This is a genomic window from Streptomyces agglomeratus (assembly GCF_001746415.1).
In the GTDB taxonomy this organism is placed as follows: domain Bacteria; phylum Actinomycetota; class Actinomycetes; order Streptomycetales; family Streptomycetaceae; genus Streptomyces; species Streptomyces agglomeratus.
The window spans coordinates 6,361,170-6,375,711 of record NZ_MEHJ01000001.1; the positions used below are offsets into that span (position 1 = coordinate 6,361,170).

Annotated in this window: 15 protein-coding genes; 9 read left to right on the top strand and 6 right to left on the bottom strand. The window is 71.1% G+C overall.

The genetic code is table 11. The annotated features are described in order from the left end of the window. From AS594_RS27805 to AS594_RS27845, 9 genes are all read left to right on the top strand, one after another. Positions 1-963 carry a helix-turn-helix transcriptional regulator gene (locus tag AS594_RS27805; protein WP_069929584.1) on the top strand — a complete coding sequence of 321 codons (963 nt, stop codon included), beginning with the start codon at positions 1-3 and terminating at the stop codon, positions 961-963. Between the two features lie 14 nt (positions 964-977). Continuing rightward, entirely contained in the window at positions 978-1,247 is a 270-nt protein-coding gene (locus AS594_RS27810) for a hypothetical protein (RefSeq protein WP_069929585.1), read from the top strand. A gap of 17 nt (positions 1,248-1,264) precedes the next feature. Continuing rightward, on the top strand, positions 1,265-1,462 hold the full coding sequence (locus AS594_RS27815; RefSeq protein ID WP_069929586.1) for a hypothetical protein: 198 nt from the start codon (positions 1,265-1,267) through the stop codon (positions 1,460-1,462). 216 nt (positions 1,463-1,678) lie between these two features. Next, entirely contained in the window at positions 1,679-1,960 is a 282-nt protein-coding gene (tatA, locus tag AS594_RS27820) for a Sec-independent protein translocase subunit TatA (protein WP_069929587.1), read from the top strand. A gap of 97 nt (positions 1,961-2,057) precedes the next feature. Next, positions 2,058-2,960 (top strand): twin-arginine translocase subunit TatC, encoded by a 903-nt coding sequence (gene tatC, locus AS594_RS27825; RefSeq protein ID WP_069930831.1) that lies wholly within the window; start codon positions 2,058-2,060, stop codon positions 2,958-2,960. Between the two features lie 18 nt (positions 2,961-2,978). Next, the gene (locus AS594_RS27830) at positions 2,979-3,875 is read left to right on the top strand and encodes a diacylglycerol kinase (RefSeq protein WP_069929588.1); all 897 of its coding nucleotides are present in this window, start codon (positions 2,979-2,981) and stop codon (positions 3,873-3,875) included. Between the two features lie 45 nt (positions 3,876-3,920). Next, complete coding sequence (locus AS594_RS27835; protein ID WP_069929589.1) at positions 3,921-6,740, top strand: DEAD/DEAH box helicase; 2,820 nt, start codon at positions 3,921-3,923, stop codon at positions 6,738-6,740. Positions 6,741-7,051: 311 nt separating this feature from the next. Then, the gene (locus AS594_RS27840) at positions 7,052-8,437 is read left to right on the top strand and encodes a cytochrome P450 (protein WP_069929590.1); all 1,386 of its coding nucleotides are present in this window, start codon (positions 7,052-7,054) and stop codon (positions 8,435-8,437) included. 58 nt (positions 8,438-8,495) lie between these two features. Further along, the gene (locus tag AS594_RS27845; RefSeq protein ID WP_069929591.1) at positions 8,496-9,137 is read left to right on the top strand and encodes a TetR/AcrR family transcriptional regulator; all 642 of its coding nucleotides are present in this window, start codon (positions 8,496-8,498) and stop codon (positions 9,135-9,137) included. 106 nt (positions 9,138-9,243) lie between these two features. On the opposite strand, the gene AS594_RS27850 is transcribed toward AS594_RS27845, so the two are convergent. From AS594_RS27850 to AS594_RS27875, 6 genes are all read right to left on the bottom strand, one after another. Then, positions 9,244-9,909 carry a fasciclin domain-containing protein gene (locus AS594_RS27850; RefSeq protein WP_069929592.1) on the bottom strand — a complete coding sequence of 222 codons (666 nt, stop codon included), beginning with the start codon at positions 9,907-9,909 and terminating at the stop codon, positions 9,244-9,246. Between the two features lie 239 nt (positions 9,910-10,148). Next, positions 10,149-11,513 carry a cryptochrome/photolyase family protein gene (locus tag AS594_RS27855; protein ID WP_069929593.1) on the bottom strand — a complete coding sequence of 455 codons (1,365 nt, stop codon included), beginning with the start codon at positions 11,511-11,513 and terminating at the stop codon, positions 10,149-10,151. A gap of 69 nt (positions 11,514-11,582) precedes the next feature. Beyond that, the gene (locus AS594_RS27860; protein WP_069929594.1) at positions 11,583-12,347 is read right to left on the bottom strand and encodes an anti-sigma factor; all 765 of its coding nucleotides are present in this window, start codon (positions 12,345-12,347) and stop codon (positions 11,583-11,585) included. After that, the gene (locus tag AS594_RS27865; RefSeq protein ID WP_069929595.1) at positions 12,344-12,928 is read right to left on the bottom strand and encodes a sigma-70 family RNA polymerase sigma factor; all 585 of its coding nucleotides are present in this window, start codon (positions 12,926-12,928) and stop codon (positions 12,344-12,346) included. Before AS594_RS27865 ends, AS594_RS27860 begins: the two co-directional genes overlap by 4 nt. Before the next feature lie 45 nt (positions 12,929-12,973). Beyond that, positions 12,974-13,459: an ABA4-like family protein gene (locus tag AS594_RS27870; protein WP_069929596.1), complete on the bottom strand. Its 486-nt coding sequence runs from the start codon at positions 13,457-13,459 to the stop codon at positions 12,974-12,976. Continuing rightward, positions 13,456-14,379, bottom strand: a complete 924-nt coding sequence (locus AS594_RS27875; RefSeq protein WP_069930832.1) for a hypothetical protein — start codon at positions 14,377-14,379, stop codon at positions 13,456-13,458. The genes AS594_RS27870 and AS594_RS27875 overlap by 4 nt, the downstream gene beginning before the upstream one ends. Positions 14,380-14,542: the final 163 nt, after the last annotated feature.

Sequence of the window (14,542 nt, forward strand, 5' to 3'; positions counted from 1 at the left end):
ATGGCCACGAACGCGATCGACCAGACCCGGCGGATGCTCTCCCTGGTGACGTATCTGCGCGAGCGCCCCGGCGCGCACGTCAGCGATGTCGCCCGCGCCTTCGGGATCACCGAGGACGAGCTGATCTCCGACCTCGACGTGCTGCCCATGTGCGGCACGAGCTTCCGGGGCGGCGACCTGCTCGACATCGACACCGACGGGGACCGGATCTGGTGGCACAACCCCGACGACGTCGCCGAGCCGCTGAGGCTCGCCGCCGACGAGGCCACCGCGCTGCTCGTCGCCGCCCGCGCCGTCTCCACACTGCCCGGCCTGCGCGAAGGTGACCGGCAGGCACTGCTGCGCGCCACGGCGAAGCTGGAGGCCGCGGCGGGCGAGGCGGCGGGCGCCAGCTCCCGGCTCTCGGTGACCTTCGAATCCGAGGGCGGGGTCTTCGCCGACGTCGACCGCGCCATCTCGGAGCGGCGCAGGCTGTGGCTGCGCTACTACTCCCCGGCGCGCGACGAGCTCACGGAGCGCGAGGTCGACCCCATCCGGCTCTTCGCCGTCGGCCACACGTACATGGAGGCGTGGTGCCGGCTCTCCGAGGCGCGGCGTACGTTCCGCCTCGACCGGGTCGCCGAGATCAAACTGCTGGACGAGCCGTCCGTACCGCCGGAGATCGAGCTGCGCGACCTGTCGGAGGGGCTGGTGCAGCCTTCGGCCGACGACCCCGAGGTCGTGGTGGAGGTCGGGCCCGGCGGCCGGTGGGTCGCCGAGTACTACCCGCACGACAGCGCGGAGGAGCTGCCCGACGGCGGCCTGCGGATCACCCTGCGCACGCCGGAACCCGCCTCGCTGCGGCGGCTCGCGCTGCGGCTCGGCAGGGACGGCCACATCGTGTCGCCGCCGGAACTGGCGGTCAGCGCGCGGGAAGCGGCCCGCGAGGCGCTCGCGGCGTACGAGAGCCCCGGCCAGGTCTAAGGAGATAGGTGGACATGTCGCTACTGCCAGGGATCCCCGCTCAGGGAATCCATGCCCAGGTGGGCCCGGTCCTCTTCAGGGCGGGCTGCCCCGACTGCGGTGCCCGCTTCGAACTGTCGGCGGGCTCCCTGCGCCTGGCGATCGGCGCCAGCCGCCGTACGACGTTCTACTCGTTCACCTGCCCGGAGTGCGAGGCGGCGGTGCGCAAACCGGCGGGCGAGCGCATCGTCGAACTGCTCACCGGGGGCGGGGTCCGGACGCTCCGGCTCCACTCCACCGTCTGAGCGTCTAGGCTCTGCGCATGCTCTGGCCGATGCTCGCAATCGCTCTTGGTTTCTGTGGTCTCGCTGTACTGGGTGTTCTCGCGATCCGGGTGTTCATCGAGGTCCAGCGCCTCGGGCGGCAGGTCGCCGACACCTCCCAGGAGATCAACAAGGCGGCGGAGAACCTGGAACGGGCGGCGGAGAACCTGGCCCGCACCGGCGAAGCCTGGCGGTAGCAGGCGCGGCGGCAGGCGGCCGGGGACCGGACGGTACGCTGGTGCAGCGGTTCCAGGAGCGAGGCGCGGGCCGCAAAAGGAAAGTATGCACAGGGATTGCTCGACGTTTACCTGTGCGAGTTACGATCGCAGTCGGTCGCGATGCGGACACACGTCCGGGCGGCCGCAGCTCGCAGCTCAGCCCATGCCGCCTCGGTGAGAAGGTAGACAACGCTTATGTTCCGACAGATCGGCCCCACCGAGATCATCCTCATCCTCCTCGTCGTCGTCCTGCTCTTCGGTGCGAAGAAGCTTCCGGACATGGCGCGTTCGCTGGGGAAGTCGGCCCGCATCCTCAAGAGCGAGGCCAAGGCCATGAAGTCGGAGGGGCAGGACCCCGCGCCCGCCGACCCGCCGGCCGACCAGACGGCCCCGGCCCCGCGGACGATCAAGGCCGCGCCCGGTGACGTGACCAGCGCCCGGCCCGTCGCCGAGCCCACCGAAACGCATCAGCGCTGACCCAAGGTCGCGGATCGTGGCCTGCCGCACGAGATGAGGACGTGGGTTGCTCAAGCCTGCCCGCTCGAACAACAAGGAGAAGGACCCCGAGGGGCGCATGCCGCTCGCGGACCATCTGCGTGAGCTCCGTAACCGGCTCACCAAAGCCATGCTCGCGATCGTCGTCGCGTCCGTGGCCGCGGCGTTCTACAGCCAGGAGCTGATGGAGTTCCTCTCCTCGCCCGTGCCCCGGTGCGCCAAGGACGTGATCGAGACCGGCGGCAAGTGCGCCACCATCTCGTACAACAACCTGCTCTCGCCGTTCACGACGACCGTCAAGGTGGTCCTGATGGCGGGCATCATCGTGTCCTGCCCGGTGTGGCTGTACCAGCTGTGGGCCTTCGTCGCCCCCGGCCTGCACAAGACCGAGAAGAAGTACACGTACTACTTCGCCGCCGCGGCCGTGCCGCTCTTCGCCGCCGGCGTGTACCTGGCGTACCTGATCATGCCGGTCAGCATGAAGGTGCTGCTGAGCATCACCCCCGACACCGCGGCCAACTTCCTCGAGGTCGACACCATCCTGGACTTCACCACCAGGATGGTGCTGATCTTCGGTTTCTCCTTCGAGCTGCCGCTCCTGCTCGTGATGCTGAACGCGGCCGGTGTCGTCACCGGCAAGCGGATGGCCGGGTGGTGGCGCGGCGTCATCATGGGGATCTTCGTCTTCGGCGCGATCGCCACGCCGTCCACCGACCCGGTGGGCATGTTCGCGCTGGCCGGTCCGATCATCGTCCTGTACTTCGTGGCGGTCGGTTTCGCGCTGCTCAATGACAAGCGCCGCAGGCGAAACGATCCGGACGCCGAACTGGACGACGACGAGGCATCCGTGCTCGACCTCACCCCCGAGCCCGTCGGCGGGATCGAAGCCGTTCCCGCCGCGCGCGCCATTCCCGAGCAGGCCGGCGCCGACAGCTTCGGGCCGGGACGCAAGCAGCTGAACGGCTACGACGACGTCACCTGACCTTGTAGGGTCCGCCGGGTGACCAGTGAGATCACCCTCTTCGTCAATCCCACCGCCGGACGCGGCCGGGGCGCGCACGCCGCGCAGCCGGCCGCTTCCGCTTTGCGGGACGCCGGATTCTCCGTACGCACGGTCCTCGGTCAGGACGCGGACGACGCGCTGCGGCGGGCACGCGACGCCGTCGGCGGCGGGACCGGCGCCCTCATAGCCGTCGGCGGGGACGGGATGGTCTCGCTCGCGCTCCAGGCGGTCGCCGGGACGCGCACGCCGCTGGGCGTGATCGCCGTGGGGACCGGCAACGACTTCGCCCGTACGCTCGGACTGCCCGTGCGGGACCCGGCCGGGGCCGGGCGGCTGGCCGCCGAGGCGCTCAAGGGCGGGCGGCTCATGGATGTGGACCTGGGGCGGGTGGGGGAGACCTGGTTCGGGACGGTGCTGGCCTCCGGGTTCGACTCGCGGGTCAACGACCGGGGGAACCGGATGCGGTGGCCCCTCGGGCGCTTCAAGTACGACCTGGCGATGATCGCGGAGCTGGCCTCCTTCAGACCCGTGCCGTACCGGATCACGCTTGACGGTGGCGATGTCCACGAGGTCGAGGCGACGCTGGTGGCCGTCGGGAACGGCACCTCGTACGGCGGCGGGATGCGGATCTGCGCCGGTGCGCGCACCGACGACGGGCTCTTCGACGTCACGGTGGTCGGGGACTGCTCCCGTACGACCCTGATCAAGGTTTTTCCCCAGGTGTACCGGGGGACGCACCTCGGCCACCCCAAGGTCGCCGTCCACCGGGCGGCCAGGGTCGAGCTGGTGGCAGCGGGGATCACCGGGTACGCCGACGGGGAACCGCTCGGGCCGCTGCCGCTCACCGCCGAGTGCGTGGCGGGTGCGGTGCGGGTGCTCGGTCCGCGTATTTAAAGATCGGGCTGACTGTCATACGTGGCGGGTAGGCTCGAAGACAAGATGACAGAGGACCTTTCACCAGCTGAGCGTTACGCCGCTGCCCGGATCCGCACGGCCGAGCAGGCCACCCAGCTCGCCCCCTTCCGTGAGCTGTACGACTTCGATCTGGACCCCTACCAGGTCGAGGCGTGCAAAGCCCTCGAAGCCGGCAAGGGCGTGCTCGTGGCCGCCCCGACCGGTTCGGGCAAGACCATCGTCGGCGAGTTCGCCGTGCACCTGGCGCTGGCGGAGCGCCGTAAGTGCTTCTACACCACGCCCATCAAGGCGCTGTCGAACCAGAAGTTCCAGGACCTGGTGAGACGCTACGGCGCCGACAAGGTCGGGCTGCTGACCGGCGACAACAGCGTCAACCCGGACGCCCCGGTGATCGTCATGACCACCGAGGTCCTGCGCAACATGCTGTACGCGGGATCGCAGGCGCTGCGCGGGCTCGCCTATGTGGTGATGGACGAGGTGCACTACCTCTCGGACCGGTTCCGCGGGGCCGTCTGGGAAGAGGTGATCATCCACCTCCCGGATTCGGTGACGCTGGTGTCGCTGTCGGCGACCGTGTCCAACGCGGAGGAGTTCGGTGACTGGCTGGACACCGTCCGCGGTGACACCGCGGTGATCGTGTCCGAGCACCGGCCCGTGCCGCTGTGGCAGCACGTGCTCGCCGGGCGCAAGATGTACGACCTCTTCGAGGAGTCCGACGACGGCCGGGGCGGCCGTCGCGAGGTCAACCCCGACCTGGTGCGCATGGCGCGGATGGAGAACAGCAGTCCGTTCGCGCGAGGCCGCGGCCGCGGGAACATGCGGGAGGCGGACCGCGAGCGGGAGCGCAGACAGCGCAGCCGCATCTGGACGCCGGCCAGGCCCGAGGTCATCGAGCGGCTCGACAGCGCGGGCCTGCTGCCGGCGATCACCTTCATCTTCAGCCGGGCCGGGTGCGAGGCCGCCGTACAGCAGTGCCTGTACGCGGGACTGCGGCTCAACGACCAGGACGAGCGCCTGCTGGTGCGCGAGATCGTCGAGGAGCGTACGGCTTCCATCCCGGGCGAGGACCTGCACGTCCTCGGGTACTACGAATGGCTGGAGGGCCTGGAGCGGGGCATCGCGGCGCACCACGCCGGGATGCTGCCGACCTTCAAGGAGGTGGTCGAGGAGCTCTTCGTGCGAGGGCTGGTCAAGGCCGTATTCGCGACCGAGACGCTGGCGCTCGGCATCAACATGCCGGCCCGCTCGGTGGTGCTGGAGAAGCTGGTCAAGTGGAACGGCGAACAGCACGCCGACATCACCCCGGGCGAGTACACGCAGCTGACCGGCCGGGCCGGGCGGCGCGGCATCGACGTCGAGGGCCACGCGGTCGTGCTCTGGCAGCGCGGCATGGACCCGGGCGCGCTCGCCGGTCTGGCCGGGACGCGTACGTATCCGCTGCGCTCCAGCTTCAGGCCGTCGTACAACATGGCGGTCAACCTGGTGCAGCAGTTCGGACGGCACCGGTCGCGCGAGCTGCTGGAAACCTCCTTCGCGCAGTTCCAGGCCGACAAGTCGGTCGTCGGGATCTCGAAGCAGGTCCAGAAGAACGAAGAGGGCATCCGGGGCTACCGGGAGGGCATGACCTGCCACCTGGGGGACTTCGAGGAGTACGCGCGGCTGCGCCGCGATCTCAAGGAGCGCGAGACCGAGCTGGCCAAGCAGGGCGCCGTCCAGCGGCGGGTCGCGGCGGCCGCGTCGCTGGAGAAGCTCAAGCCCGGCGACATCATCCATGTGCCGACCGGCAAGTTCGCGGGACTGGCGCTGGTGCTGGACCCGGGGCTGCCCGCCGGACGTGCCAACGGGCACCGCGGATTCGACCAGCACGACGGGCCTCGGCCCCTGGTGCTCACGGCCGAGCGGCAGGTCAAGCGGCTCGCGTCGATCGACTTCCCGGTGCCGGTGGAGGCACTGGAACGGATGCGCATCCCGAAGTCCTTCAACGCCCGCAGTCCGCAGTCGCGGCGCGATCTGGCCTCCGCGCTGCGGACCAAGGCCGGGCACATCGCGCCCGAGCGGCAGCGCAAGCAGCGCGCCGCCGCGGCCGACGACCGTGAGATCGCGCGGCTGCGCACCGAGCTGCGCGCGCACCCGTGCCACGGCTGCGACGAGCGCGAGGACCACGCCCGGTGGGCCGAGCGCTACCACCGTCTCCAGCGGGACACGAAGCAGCTGGAGCGGCGCATCGAGGGACGGACGAACACCATCGCCCGTACCTTCGACCGGATCTACGCCCTGCTGACCGAGCTGGACTATCTGCGCGGCGACGAGGCCACCGAGCACGGCAAGCGGCTCGCCCGGCTCTACGGCGAGCTCGACCTGCTCGCGTCCGAGTGTCTGCGCGAGGGCGTGTGGGAAGGGCTCAAGCCGGCCGAACTGGCGGCGTGCGTCTCGGCCCTGGTCTTCGAGGCGCGCCAGGCGGACGACGCGGTCGCTCCGAAGGTGCCGACCGGGCCCGCGAAGATCGCACTGGGCGAGATGGTCCGCATCTGGGGCCGGCTCGACGCCCTGGAGGAGGACTTCAAGATCAACCAGGCTGAGGGGGTCGGACAGCGCGAGCCCGATCTCGGCTTCGCCTGGGCGGTGTACATGTGGGCGTCGGGCAAGGGCCTCGACGAGGTGCTGCGCGAGGCGGAGATGCCGGCGGGTGACTTCGTCCGCTGGTGCAAGCAGGTCATCGACGTACTGGGACAGATCGCGGCGGCCGCGCCTTCCTCGGCCGAAGGCAGCACGGTCACGAAGAACGCGCGCAAGGCGGTCGATGCCGTACTGCGCGGCGTTGTCGCGTACTCGTCGGTGGGCTGAGGGGCTGAGGGGCTGAGGGCTGAGGACTGAGGGGCTGGCGGGCTGAGAGGGTGGGGGCCGGCGTGACGTTGACCTGTTGGACCTGTTGGACCTGTTGGCCTGTTGGGTCTTGAGTGCCGCTGGTGCGCCGCTTCCACCTGGAAACCTGAGGGGGAGCGGCGCATTGGTGTGCGGGTGTTGTCAACGGGGCCTGTGTGACGTGTGGTTGATGGTTATCCACAGGGGTGGTGCGGTGTCGGACCTGTGCGCTTCGATGGGGTCACGCGGAGCGCACGACACGGTGCGCACCACCTGAGCAGGGGAGACCCGTCATGACCACGGACACCGGTGCGGCTGTCGGCGCACAGCCCGAGGGGCCGCGGCCCAACAGGCCGGGGACGACCGTGGCCGGTCCGCGCGGGGTGCCGGTCCTCGGGAACCTTCCGCAGTTCGGGAAGGACCCGCTCGCCTTCTTCGAACGGCTGCGGGCGCGCGGCGACATGGTGCGCTGGCGGTTCGGCCCGAAACCCTCGCTCTTCCTCGCCGACCCGGAGCACATCGGCGAGCTGATGACCGAGACGGAGCGGACCTTCGACCAGCCCGCGCTCGGCATCGCGTTCCGTACGGTGATGGGCAACGGGGTGGTGGTGGCGCGGGGGCCGGACTGGCGGCGGAAGAGGTCGCTGGTGCAGCCGTCCGTACGGCCCAAGCAGGTGCGGTCGTACGCCGCGACGATGGCCGGGTGCGCGGTGGAGCTCGCCGACCGGTGGTCGGACGGCGAACGGATCGACATCAAGCGGGAGATGGCCGCCCTCACCCAGCGCATCGCCGTACGCACCATCTTCGGCGCGGACACCGACGCCGACGCCCAGGCGATCGGGCGGGCCATGGACGTCGCCCAGCGCGAGATAGGCGCGGAGTTCAGCGGCATCGGGGCGCTTCTCCCGGACTGGGTACCGACGCCGGGGCGGGCGAGGATCAAGAGGGCGGCCGAGGTCATCGACGCCGAGGTCGCCCGCGTCGTCGCGCGGCACCGGCGAGGTGACGAGGAGCGTCCAGACCTGCTGAGCCGGTTGCTCGCCGCCCGGGACGAGACGGGGGAGCGGCTGTCGGACGAGGAGATACGCGACGAGACCGTCACCCTGTACATCGGCGGCCACGAGACGACCAGCAGCACGCTGGTGTGGGCGTGGTACCTGCTCGCACGCAATCCACGGGTGCGGGAGGCTCTCGCCGGCGAACTGGACCGGGTGCTCGGCGACCGCGAGCCGGGCTTTGACGACTACGCGCGGCTGACGTACGCGCAGGCGGTGGTGAAAGAGACGCTGCGGCTGTATCCGACGATCTGGCTGCTCACAGGGGTGGCCAGGGAGGGCGCGCGGATCGGTGGGCTGCCGCTGGTGACGGGGACGCGGGTGTGGAGCAGCCAGTGGGCCACTCATCGCGACCCGCGGTGGTTCCCGCAGCCGGATGAGTTCCGGCCCGAGCGGTGGGACCCGGACGGCGGCGACGAGATACCGGAGTACGCGTGGTTCCCGTTCGGGGGCGGGCCCCGGGCCTGCCTCGGGGCGCGGTTCGCCATGGTGGAGGCGGTGCTGGTGCTGGCCGTGGTGGCACGGCGGTTCGACCTCGATGTCGACCCGGGTGAGATACGGCCGGTGCCGGCGCTCACACTCCAGCCGGACCGCGAGGTGCTGGCCACGGTGCGGGCGCGGTAGGGCGGGGCAGCGCGCGGCAGGAACGGGGAGGGGGCGTGGATATGCGACGATCGGCCGCATGAGCACCACAGGACGGCGGGTCGGCCGGCCGCGCGCCCAGCAGCGGCCGGACAGCGGACTGACACCCCGCGAGGAACTTCTCGAAGCGGCGGCGGAGTTGTTCACCACCCGCGGTTACGCGGCCACGACGACCCGTGCCGTCGCCGAGCGCGCCGGGATGCGCCAGGCGACGATGTACCACTATGTCGCGGGCAAGGAGGAGCTGCTGGCGGGCCTCCTGGAGTCCACGGTCGCCCCGTCCCTGGTCCTCGCTCACCGCCTGCTCGACGACCCGACGGTGTCGGCGGAGGTCAGGCTCTGGCAACTCTGCCGCTCCGACGTCGAACTGCTGTGCGGCGGCCCGCACAACCTCGGCGCGCTCTACCTGCTCCCCGAGGTGCGTACGGAGGCGTTCGCCGGCTTCCGCCGGGTGCGGTCCGATCTCAAGGACGCCTACGGGCGGTTGCTGGCCGCGACGAAGGAGTGCGGCGCACTCGGTGAGGGGGAGCTGGCGCTCCGTACGGACCTCGTGTTCGGGCTCATCGAGGGCGTCATACTGATCCACCGCTCCGACCCCGGGCGCGCGCCCGAGGTCTTCGCCGCCGCGACGGCGGACGCGGCGCTGCGCATCGCCGGCATCCCGGAGCGCCCGGCCGGCTGACCGGCCGGGCAGCCGGTCATGGGAGGGTCGGTCGGCCGGTCACGGAGGGGGCGGTCAGCGGCCGGTCACGGGAGGGCCGGGGGCTCAAGCCCGCCACGCGGTCCGTCTACTTGGGCATCAGGACGGTGTCGATGATGTAGACGGTGGCGTTGGCCGTCGGGACGTTGCCGCAGACCACATTCGCCGCATCGTTGACCTTGTACGACTCGCCGGAGCCGGACGTCGTCAGCATGCCCTTCTGGAGCGTCTCGTACGAGCCGTTCTCAAGCTGCTTAGGCGTCAGCTTCTGCCCCACCACGTGGTAGGTCAGGATCTTGGTGAGCGTGGCCTTGTCGTTGAGTACCTTGTCGAGGTCCGCCTTCGGGATCTTCGCGAAGGCGTCGTTGGTCGGCGCGAACACCGTGATGTTCTCAACGCTGTTGAGCGTATCCACCAGGCCGGCCTTCTTGACCGCGGTGACCAGGGTGGACAGCGCGGGGTTGTTCGATGCGGCCGTCGCGACCGGGTCCTTCGCCATACCGTCGAAGCTGCCGGCCCCGTCCTCGGGAACCGACGCGCACCCGGGACCGAACGGCTTGTCCGACGACGACGCCTGGCTGCCCGTCGCGGAATCGGCGGACTCGGAGGACCGCGAGGAGTCCTCCGCCGCGCCCGGCGAGCCCGCGGCGCCGCCGGCCTTGCTGTCGTCACTGGAGCAGGCGGTCAGCGACAGCGGAAGCAGCGCGGCACTTGCGACGACGACGGCGATGCGCTGGAAGCGGGTGGTGTTCATGGTGGTGTTCTCCTTCAAGGGGTACGTACGAAGAGGGCCTGCGAAGGCGCCGGACGCGCTGTCACGACTCGGGGCGCTGTCCCGCCCAGGAGCGTCGCCCCGTGCTGCCATTGCTTCCTGATCTCCGCTCACACCCGCTATTCGGTGCCGCCGCACCCGCGGATTGGTCCTTCCGCGGATCCGGCCGGCCTCTTTTGCCGCGGGGCGCCCGCGCAGGGCTCGCAGGAGCCCGTCCCCGGTCAGTTCAGACCGCGCGCCCGCTCGAACCGGGCACGGCCCTCCGCCAGATCCACCACCGGATCCGGGTAGTCGATCCGAGCCCGTTCCGGTCCCGGCACCGTCCACGGCTGGTGCACGGCCGCCCCGGCCAGCCCCGCCAGCTCGGGCACCCACCGGCGCACGTAGTCGCCCCTCGGGTCGAACCGCCTGGCCTGGGCGAGCGGGTTGAGCAGCCGGTTGGGGCGGGTGTCCGTACCGGTGCCCGCCACCCACTGCCAGTTGAGCTGGTTGTTGGCGACGTCCCCGTCCACCAGCAGATCCAGGAAGTGCCGGGCGCCCACGCGCCAGTCGACGTACAGCGTCTTGGCCAGGAAACTCGCTGTGAGCAGCCTGCCCCGGTTGTGCATCCACCCCTCGTGCCGCAGCTGGCGCATGGCCGCGTCCACCACGGGATACCCCGTCAGGCCCTCCTGCCAGGCGGCGATCTCCCGCTCGTCCGTACGCCAGTGGTCGCCGCGCGTGCGGTAGTCGGTCCACGACGCGGTGGGGCGGGCCGCGAGGACCTGGTAGTGGAAGTCCCGCCAGGCGAGCTGGCGTACGAACGCCGCCGCGCCGGGGCCGCCCCTGCGGCGCGCGAGGTGGACCAGCTCGGCCGCGGAGAGAGTGCCGAAGTGGAGGTGGGGCGACAGCCGGGACGTCGCGTCGCCCGCCAGGTCGTCCTGACGTTCTCCGTATGCTTCGACGCCGTCGGCCAGCCAGGCGGGCAGCCGTCCGCGGCCCTCCGGCTCACCGCCCTTCGCCAGAGCGGGCGACGTTCCCGTGACGGCTCGACGCGTCGGCAGGGGATCGCTTCCGACCGCGTCCGGCACCCGCACGGACCGGGGGGCCGGCGCGACGTCGCGCACCCCGGCCGCTTCCCACTTGCGCAGGTACGGCGTGAAGACGGCGAAGTGGTCCCGCCCGGCCGGGGTGACGCGTCCGGGCGTCACCGCCGTGACCACCGCGTCGTGGACGTGCAGCGCACAGCGGACGTTCCCGAGAGCGGTGCGCAGCCGGTCCTCCCTGCGCGACGCGTAGTGGGTGACCCCGCCCGCCACATGCACCTCCCGGGCTCCGCACTGGGCCACCACCCGGCAGACCTCGTCCACCACATCACCGGTACGGATCACCAGCCGCCCGCCCCGCTCACGCAGCCCGGCGTCCAGGCCGGCCAGGCAATCGGCCAGGAAGGCACGCCGGTTGGGCGCGTCGAAGCCCGCCTCCGTCACCCCCCGGTCCCGTACGAACAGGGGCACCACCTGCTCGGCCCGGCGCAGCGCCGCGCCGAGCACCGGCTGGTCGTGGAGCCGCAGGTCCGAGGTGAACAGCACCACGGCGACATTCATTCGCGCTCCCGCATTCCGGTGTCTCCTGCCAGGGTTGTCCCAGCCGGGGGTTGTTCCCGCCGGTCCGCGTCAAGCGGCCGGAAAGTCCATCAGGGCCAGGGGGGCCGTGGTCGGCTGCGGGGAGCCGCCCGCCGGTTCGACGGTGATGCCCATGGCCCGGGCGGTGCCGACGGGACCGTCCATCAGCATCGCGAGCGCCGGCCGTGCGAGCACCGAGCGGTCCATCAGCCCGGCGGACCGCATGGTGCCCCCGTCGTCGAACCACAGCTGGTACACCTTGCCCCTCGGCGGCTCCGGCATGCCGGAGGCCAGGAACGCGGCCTTGTCGCGGTCGCGCGAGACGACCACCGTGGCGGTCGCGCCGTCCGTCAGTTTTCCGGTGGTGACCCTGGCGTCCGGCGCGGCCAGCACCGAGGCAAGCGCCTCGGACCGCCGTTCGGACCGCTGGGCCTGCTCCTGGGCGTCCCGCGCCTCCTGGTGCTGCCACACCGCCACCCCGCCGAAGGCGGTGGCGGCCGCGAGGCAGGCGGCGAGCGCCAGACGCGGCAGCGTCCGTCCCCGGCGCCCGGCGGCGGCGCCCGGGACGGGCTGCTGGACCTTGGGCGGGTCCTGGCGTTCGGCGGTGATCCGCCGCATCACCTGCTCCTTGAGCCCGGCGGGCGGTGTCACGGTCACCGCGAGGCCCAGCCGCGCCGCGGTGGCGCCGAGTTCACGCACCTCCTGGGCGCAGGGCGGGCAGTCGTCGAGGTGCCGCTCGAACTCCGCGCGCTCCTCGGGGCCGAGGGCGTGCAGGGCGTACGCCCCGGTCAGTGTGTGCAGCTCCGCGGTGTTCATGCGCCGACCCCCAGGCAGTCGCGCAGCCGGATCAGGCCGTCGCGCAGGCGAGTCTTGACCGTGCCGAGCGGTACGGCCAGCAGTTCGGCCACCTCGCGGTAGGCCAGCCCCCGGTAGTAGGCGAGCGTCACCGACTGCCGCTGGAGTTCCGTGAGGGTGCGCAGACAGCGGCGTACCTGCTCGCGTTCGAGACGGCTCTCCACCTCCTCGGTCACCTCGTCGTAGGCGGGCGTCTGCTCCAGCATCGCCGCCTTCCGCTCGCGGTCCGAGGACGCCTGGGCGGACCGCACACGGTCGACGGCCCTCCGGTGGGCCAGCGTGAGCACCCAGGTCATGGCCGAGCCGCGTGACGCCTGGAAGCGCGCGGCGCCCCGCCAGACCTGGATCAGCACCTCCTGGGTGACCTCTTCCGACTGGGCGGGATCGCGGAGCACCGCGCGCACCAGGCCGAGGACGGGCCCGCAGACCGCGTCGTAGATCAGGCCGAAGGCGTCACGGTCGCCCCGCGCCACCTTCCCCAGCAGCTCCTGGAGATCGGGCGGCGCGGGGGCGATACCCCCGATGTGCACGACTTCGTTCACGCGGCTTTCCTCCACGGTGCGGTCCGGTGAGGCCCAGAACGGGCTTCACAGCGCATTCGGAGCCGCGGGCCCCCTGGATTGGTCCTGTACGGAGATCATTGCCTCTTTCATCGTCTTCCTGCTCCTCACCACGCGCAGGACCAGGAAGAGCGGCAGGGCGAAGGGCGAGAGGAGGATCGTCAGGACCAGCAGCGGGCCCATGACCAGCGGATGGATGGCGAGCCTGCGCGCCTCGAGGAACATCCACTGGCCGATCAGCAGGTCCCAGGCGATGATCTGCGCCCAGACCGCCCCGGCGCCGTTGGCCTTGAGCACCAGATCGCGGAACACGTCGATGTCGGGCGCCGACACCGCCGCCCACAGTTCGGGGAAGACCTGGAGGGCCATGGTGAAGTAGACGACGAGGACCGGCGCGACGGTCCAGGGTGACGCGGCGAGCCGCGTGGTGGGCCCCCAGGAGGGCGCGAGGATCAGCAGCAGCCAGACGGGCGCGGCCAGCCAGAAGGTGATCTCGAAGAGGACTCCGGTCATGCGGCGAGCTCCTTGGTGGTGGTGTCCGGGACCGGCTCCGGCGCTTCCCGTGAGGGAGTCGTACGCAGCGATACGAGCGTTCCCGCGAACGAGCCGGCCACGATCACGGCCGCGGCCGTCAGTGTCGCGCCGTCCGGGTGTATCAGCGCCTGGCCGCGCAGTGCCTGCCAGGTGACCAGGGCGAGGACGGCGGCGTACGAGGCGGACGCCACCAGCACGAGCCGCAGTCGCACCCGCGCGTCGCGCAGCCGGCGCAGACGCGGGGCGAGCGCGACGAGGACGAGCAGGAAGAGCGGGATCAGCTGAAGGGCGTGCATGCCGACGAAGTGCGGAATGCGCAGGTCCCCGCCGGTCGTCGACCAGCCCGTCAGCGGCATCGAGGGGCCGCCGTCCGGCACCCCGACACTGTGCGCCCCGACCACGTCGGAGACGCCCCGGCCGCCGGCCGCCTGCTGTTCGGGGGTGGGCTGGGTCATCAGATTGCCGAGGGCGGCGCCGATCAGTGCGATCACCGCGCCCAGCCGGACGGCCCAGGCGGAGGCGCGGTCGGCCAGCCGGGAGCGGAAGAGCAGCACCGCGATGACCAGTGAGCCGATCCACAGCGTCACGATCGTCACGGCCATGACGTTGAACAGCAGCGCGTCGAAGGCGGTCGCGTAGTTGAAGTGGCTTCGCCGGCCGCGGACCACCTGGCCGACGATGACGGCCATCTCGATCGCACCGGTCACCGCGACGACCGTGCCGGCCCACCACCCCACCCTGCGGCCGCGCGTGGCCAGCGACAGCATCCAGGCCAGCGTCATCGCGTACATCAGCAGCGACACCGAGAACTTGAGGGGCTTGAACCAGATCGCCGAGCCCGCCAGTACCCGGTCGTCGACGGCCATCCCCACCGCCGAGACGGCGGCGAGGACAGCCATCACGGCGGAGAAGACGAGCAACGGCCGGTGCCAGGCGAGCCATGGACGGGATGAAGCCGTGATGCGCACAGGGATTCCCCTCTCAGAAATAGATAGTGACACTCTCTGCTATCCGATAGCGGAACTATCTATGATGAGATGGGGACTTGGCAAGCAGGGAGAG

Coding starts and splice junctions, on each gene's coding strand:
- tatC (WP_069930831.1), top strand. CDS start 2,058: ATGCCGCTCGCGGACCATCTGCGTGAGCTCCGTAACCGGCTCACCAAA.
- AS594_RS27875 (WP_069930832.1), bottom strand. CDS start 14,379: ATGGCTGTCCTCGCCGCCGTCTCGGCGGTGGGGATGGCCGTCGACGAC.
- AS594_RS27845 (WP_069929591.1), top strand. CDS start 8,496: ATGAGCACCACAGGACGGCGGGTCGGCCGGCCGCGCGCCCAGCAGCGG.
- AS594_RS27810 (WP_069929585.1), top strand. CDS start 978: ATGTCGCTACTGCCAGGGATCCCCGCTCAGGGAATCCATGCCCAGGTG.
- AS594_RS27855 (WP_069929593.1), bottom strand. CDS start 11,513: ATGAATGTCGCCGTGGTGCTGTTCACCTCGGACCTGCGGCTCCACGAC.
- AS594_RS27835 (WP_069929589.1), top strand. CDS start 3,921: ATGACAGAGGACCTTTCACCAGCTGAGCGTTACGCCGCTGCCCGGATC.
- AS594_RS27860 (WP_069929594.1), bottom strand. CDS start 12,347: ATGAACACCGCGGAGCTGCACACACTGACCGGGGCGTACGCCCTGCAC.
- AS594_RS27870 (WP_069929596.1), bottom strand. CDS start 13,459: ATGACCGGAGTCCTCTTCGAGATCACCTTCTGGCTGGCCGCGCCCGTC.
- AS594_RS27805 (WP_069929584.1), top strand. CDS start 1: ATGGCCACGAACGCGATCGACCAGACCCGGCGGATGCTCTCCCTGGTG.
- AS594_RS27850 (WP_069929592.1), bottom strand. CDS start 9,909: ATGAACACCACCCGCTTCCAGCGCATCGCCGTCGTCGTCGCAAGTGCC.
- tatA (WP_069929587.1), top strand. CDS start 1,679: ATGTTCCGACAGATCGGCCCCACCGAGATCATCCTCATCCTCCTCGTC.
- AS594_RS27840 (WP_069929590.1), top strand. CDS start 7,052: ATGACCACGGACACCGGTGCGGCTGTCGGCGCACAGCCCGAGGGGCCG.
- AS594_RS27815 (WP_069929586.1), top strand. CDS start 1,265: ATGCTCTGGCCGATGCTCGCAATCGCTCTTGGTTTCTGTGGTCTCGCT.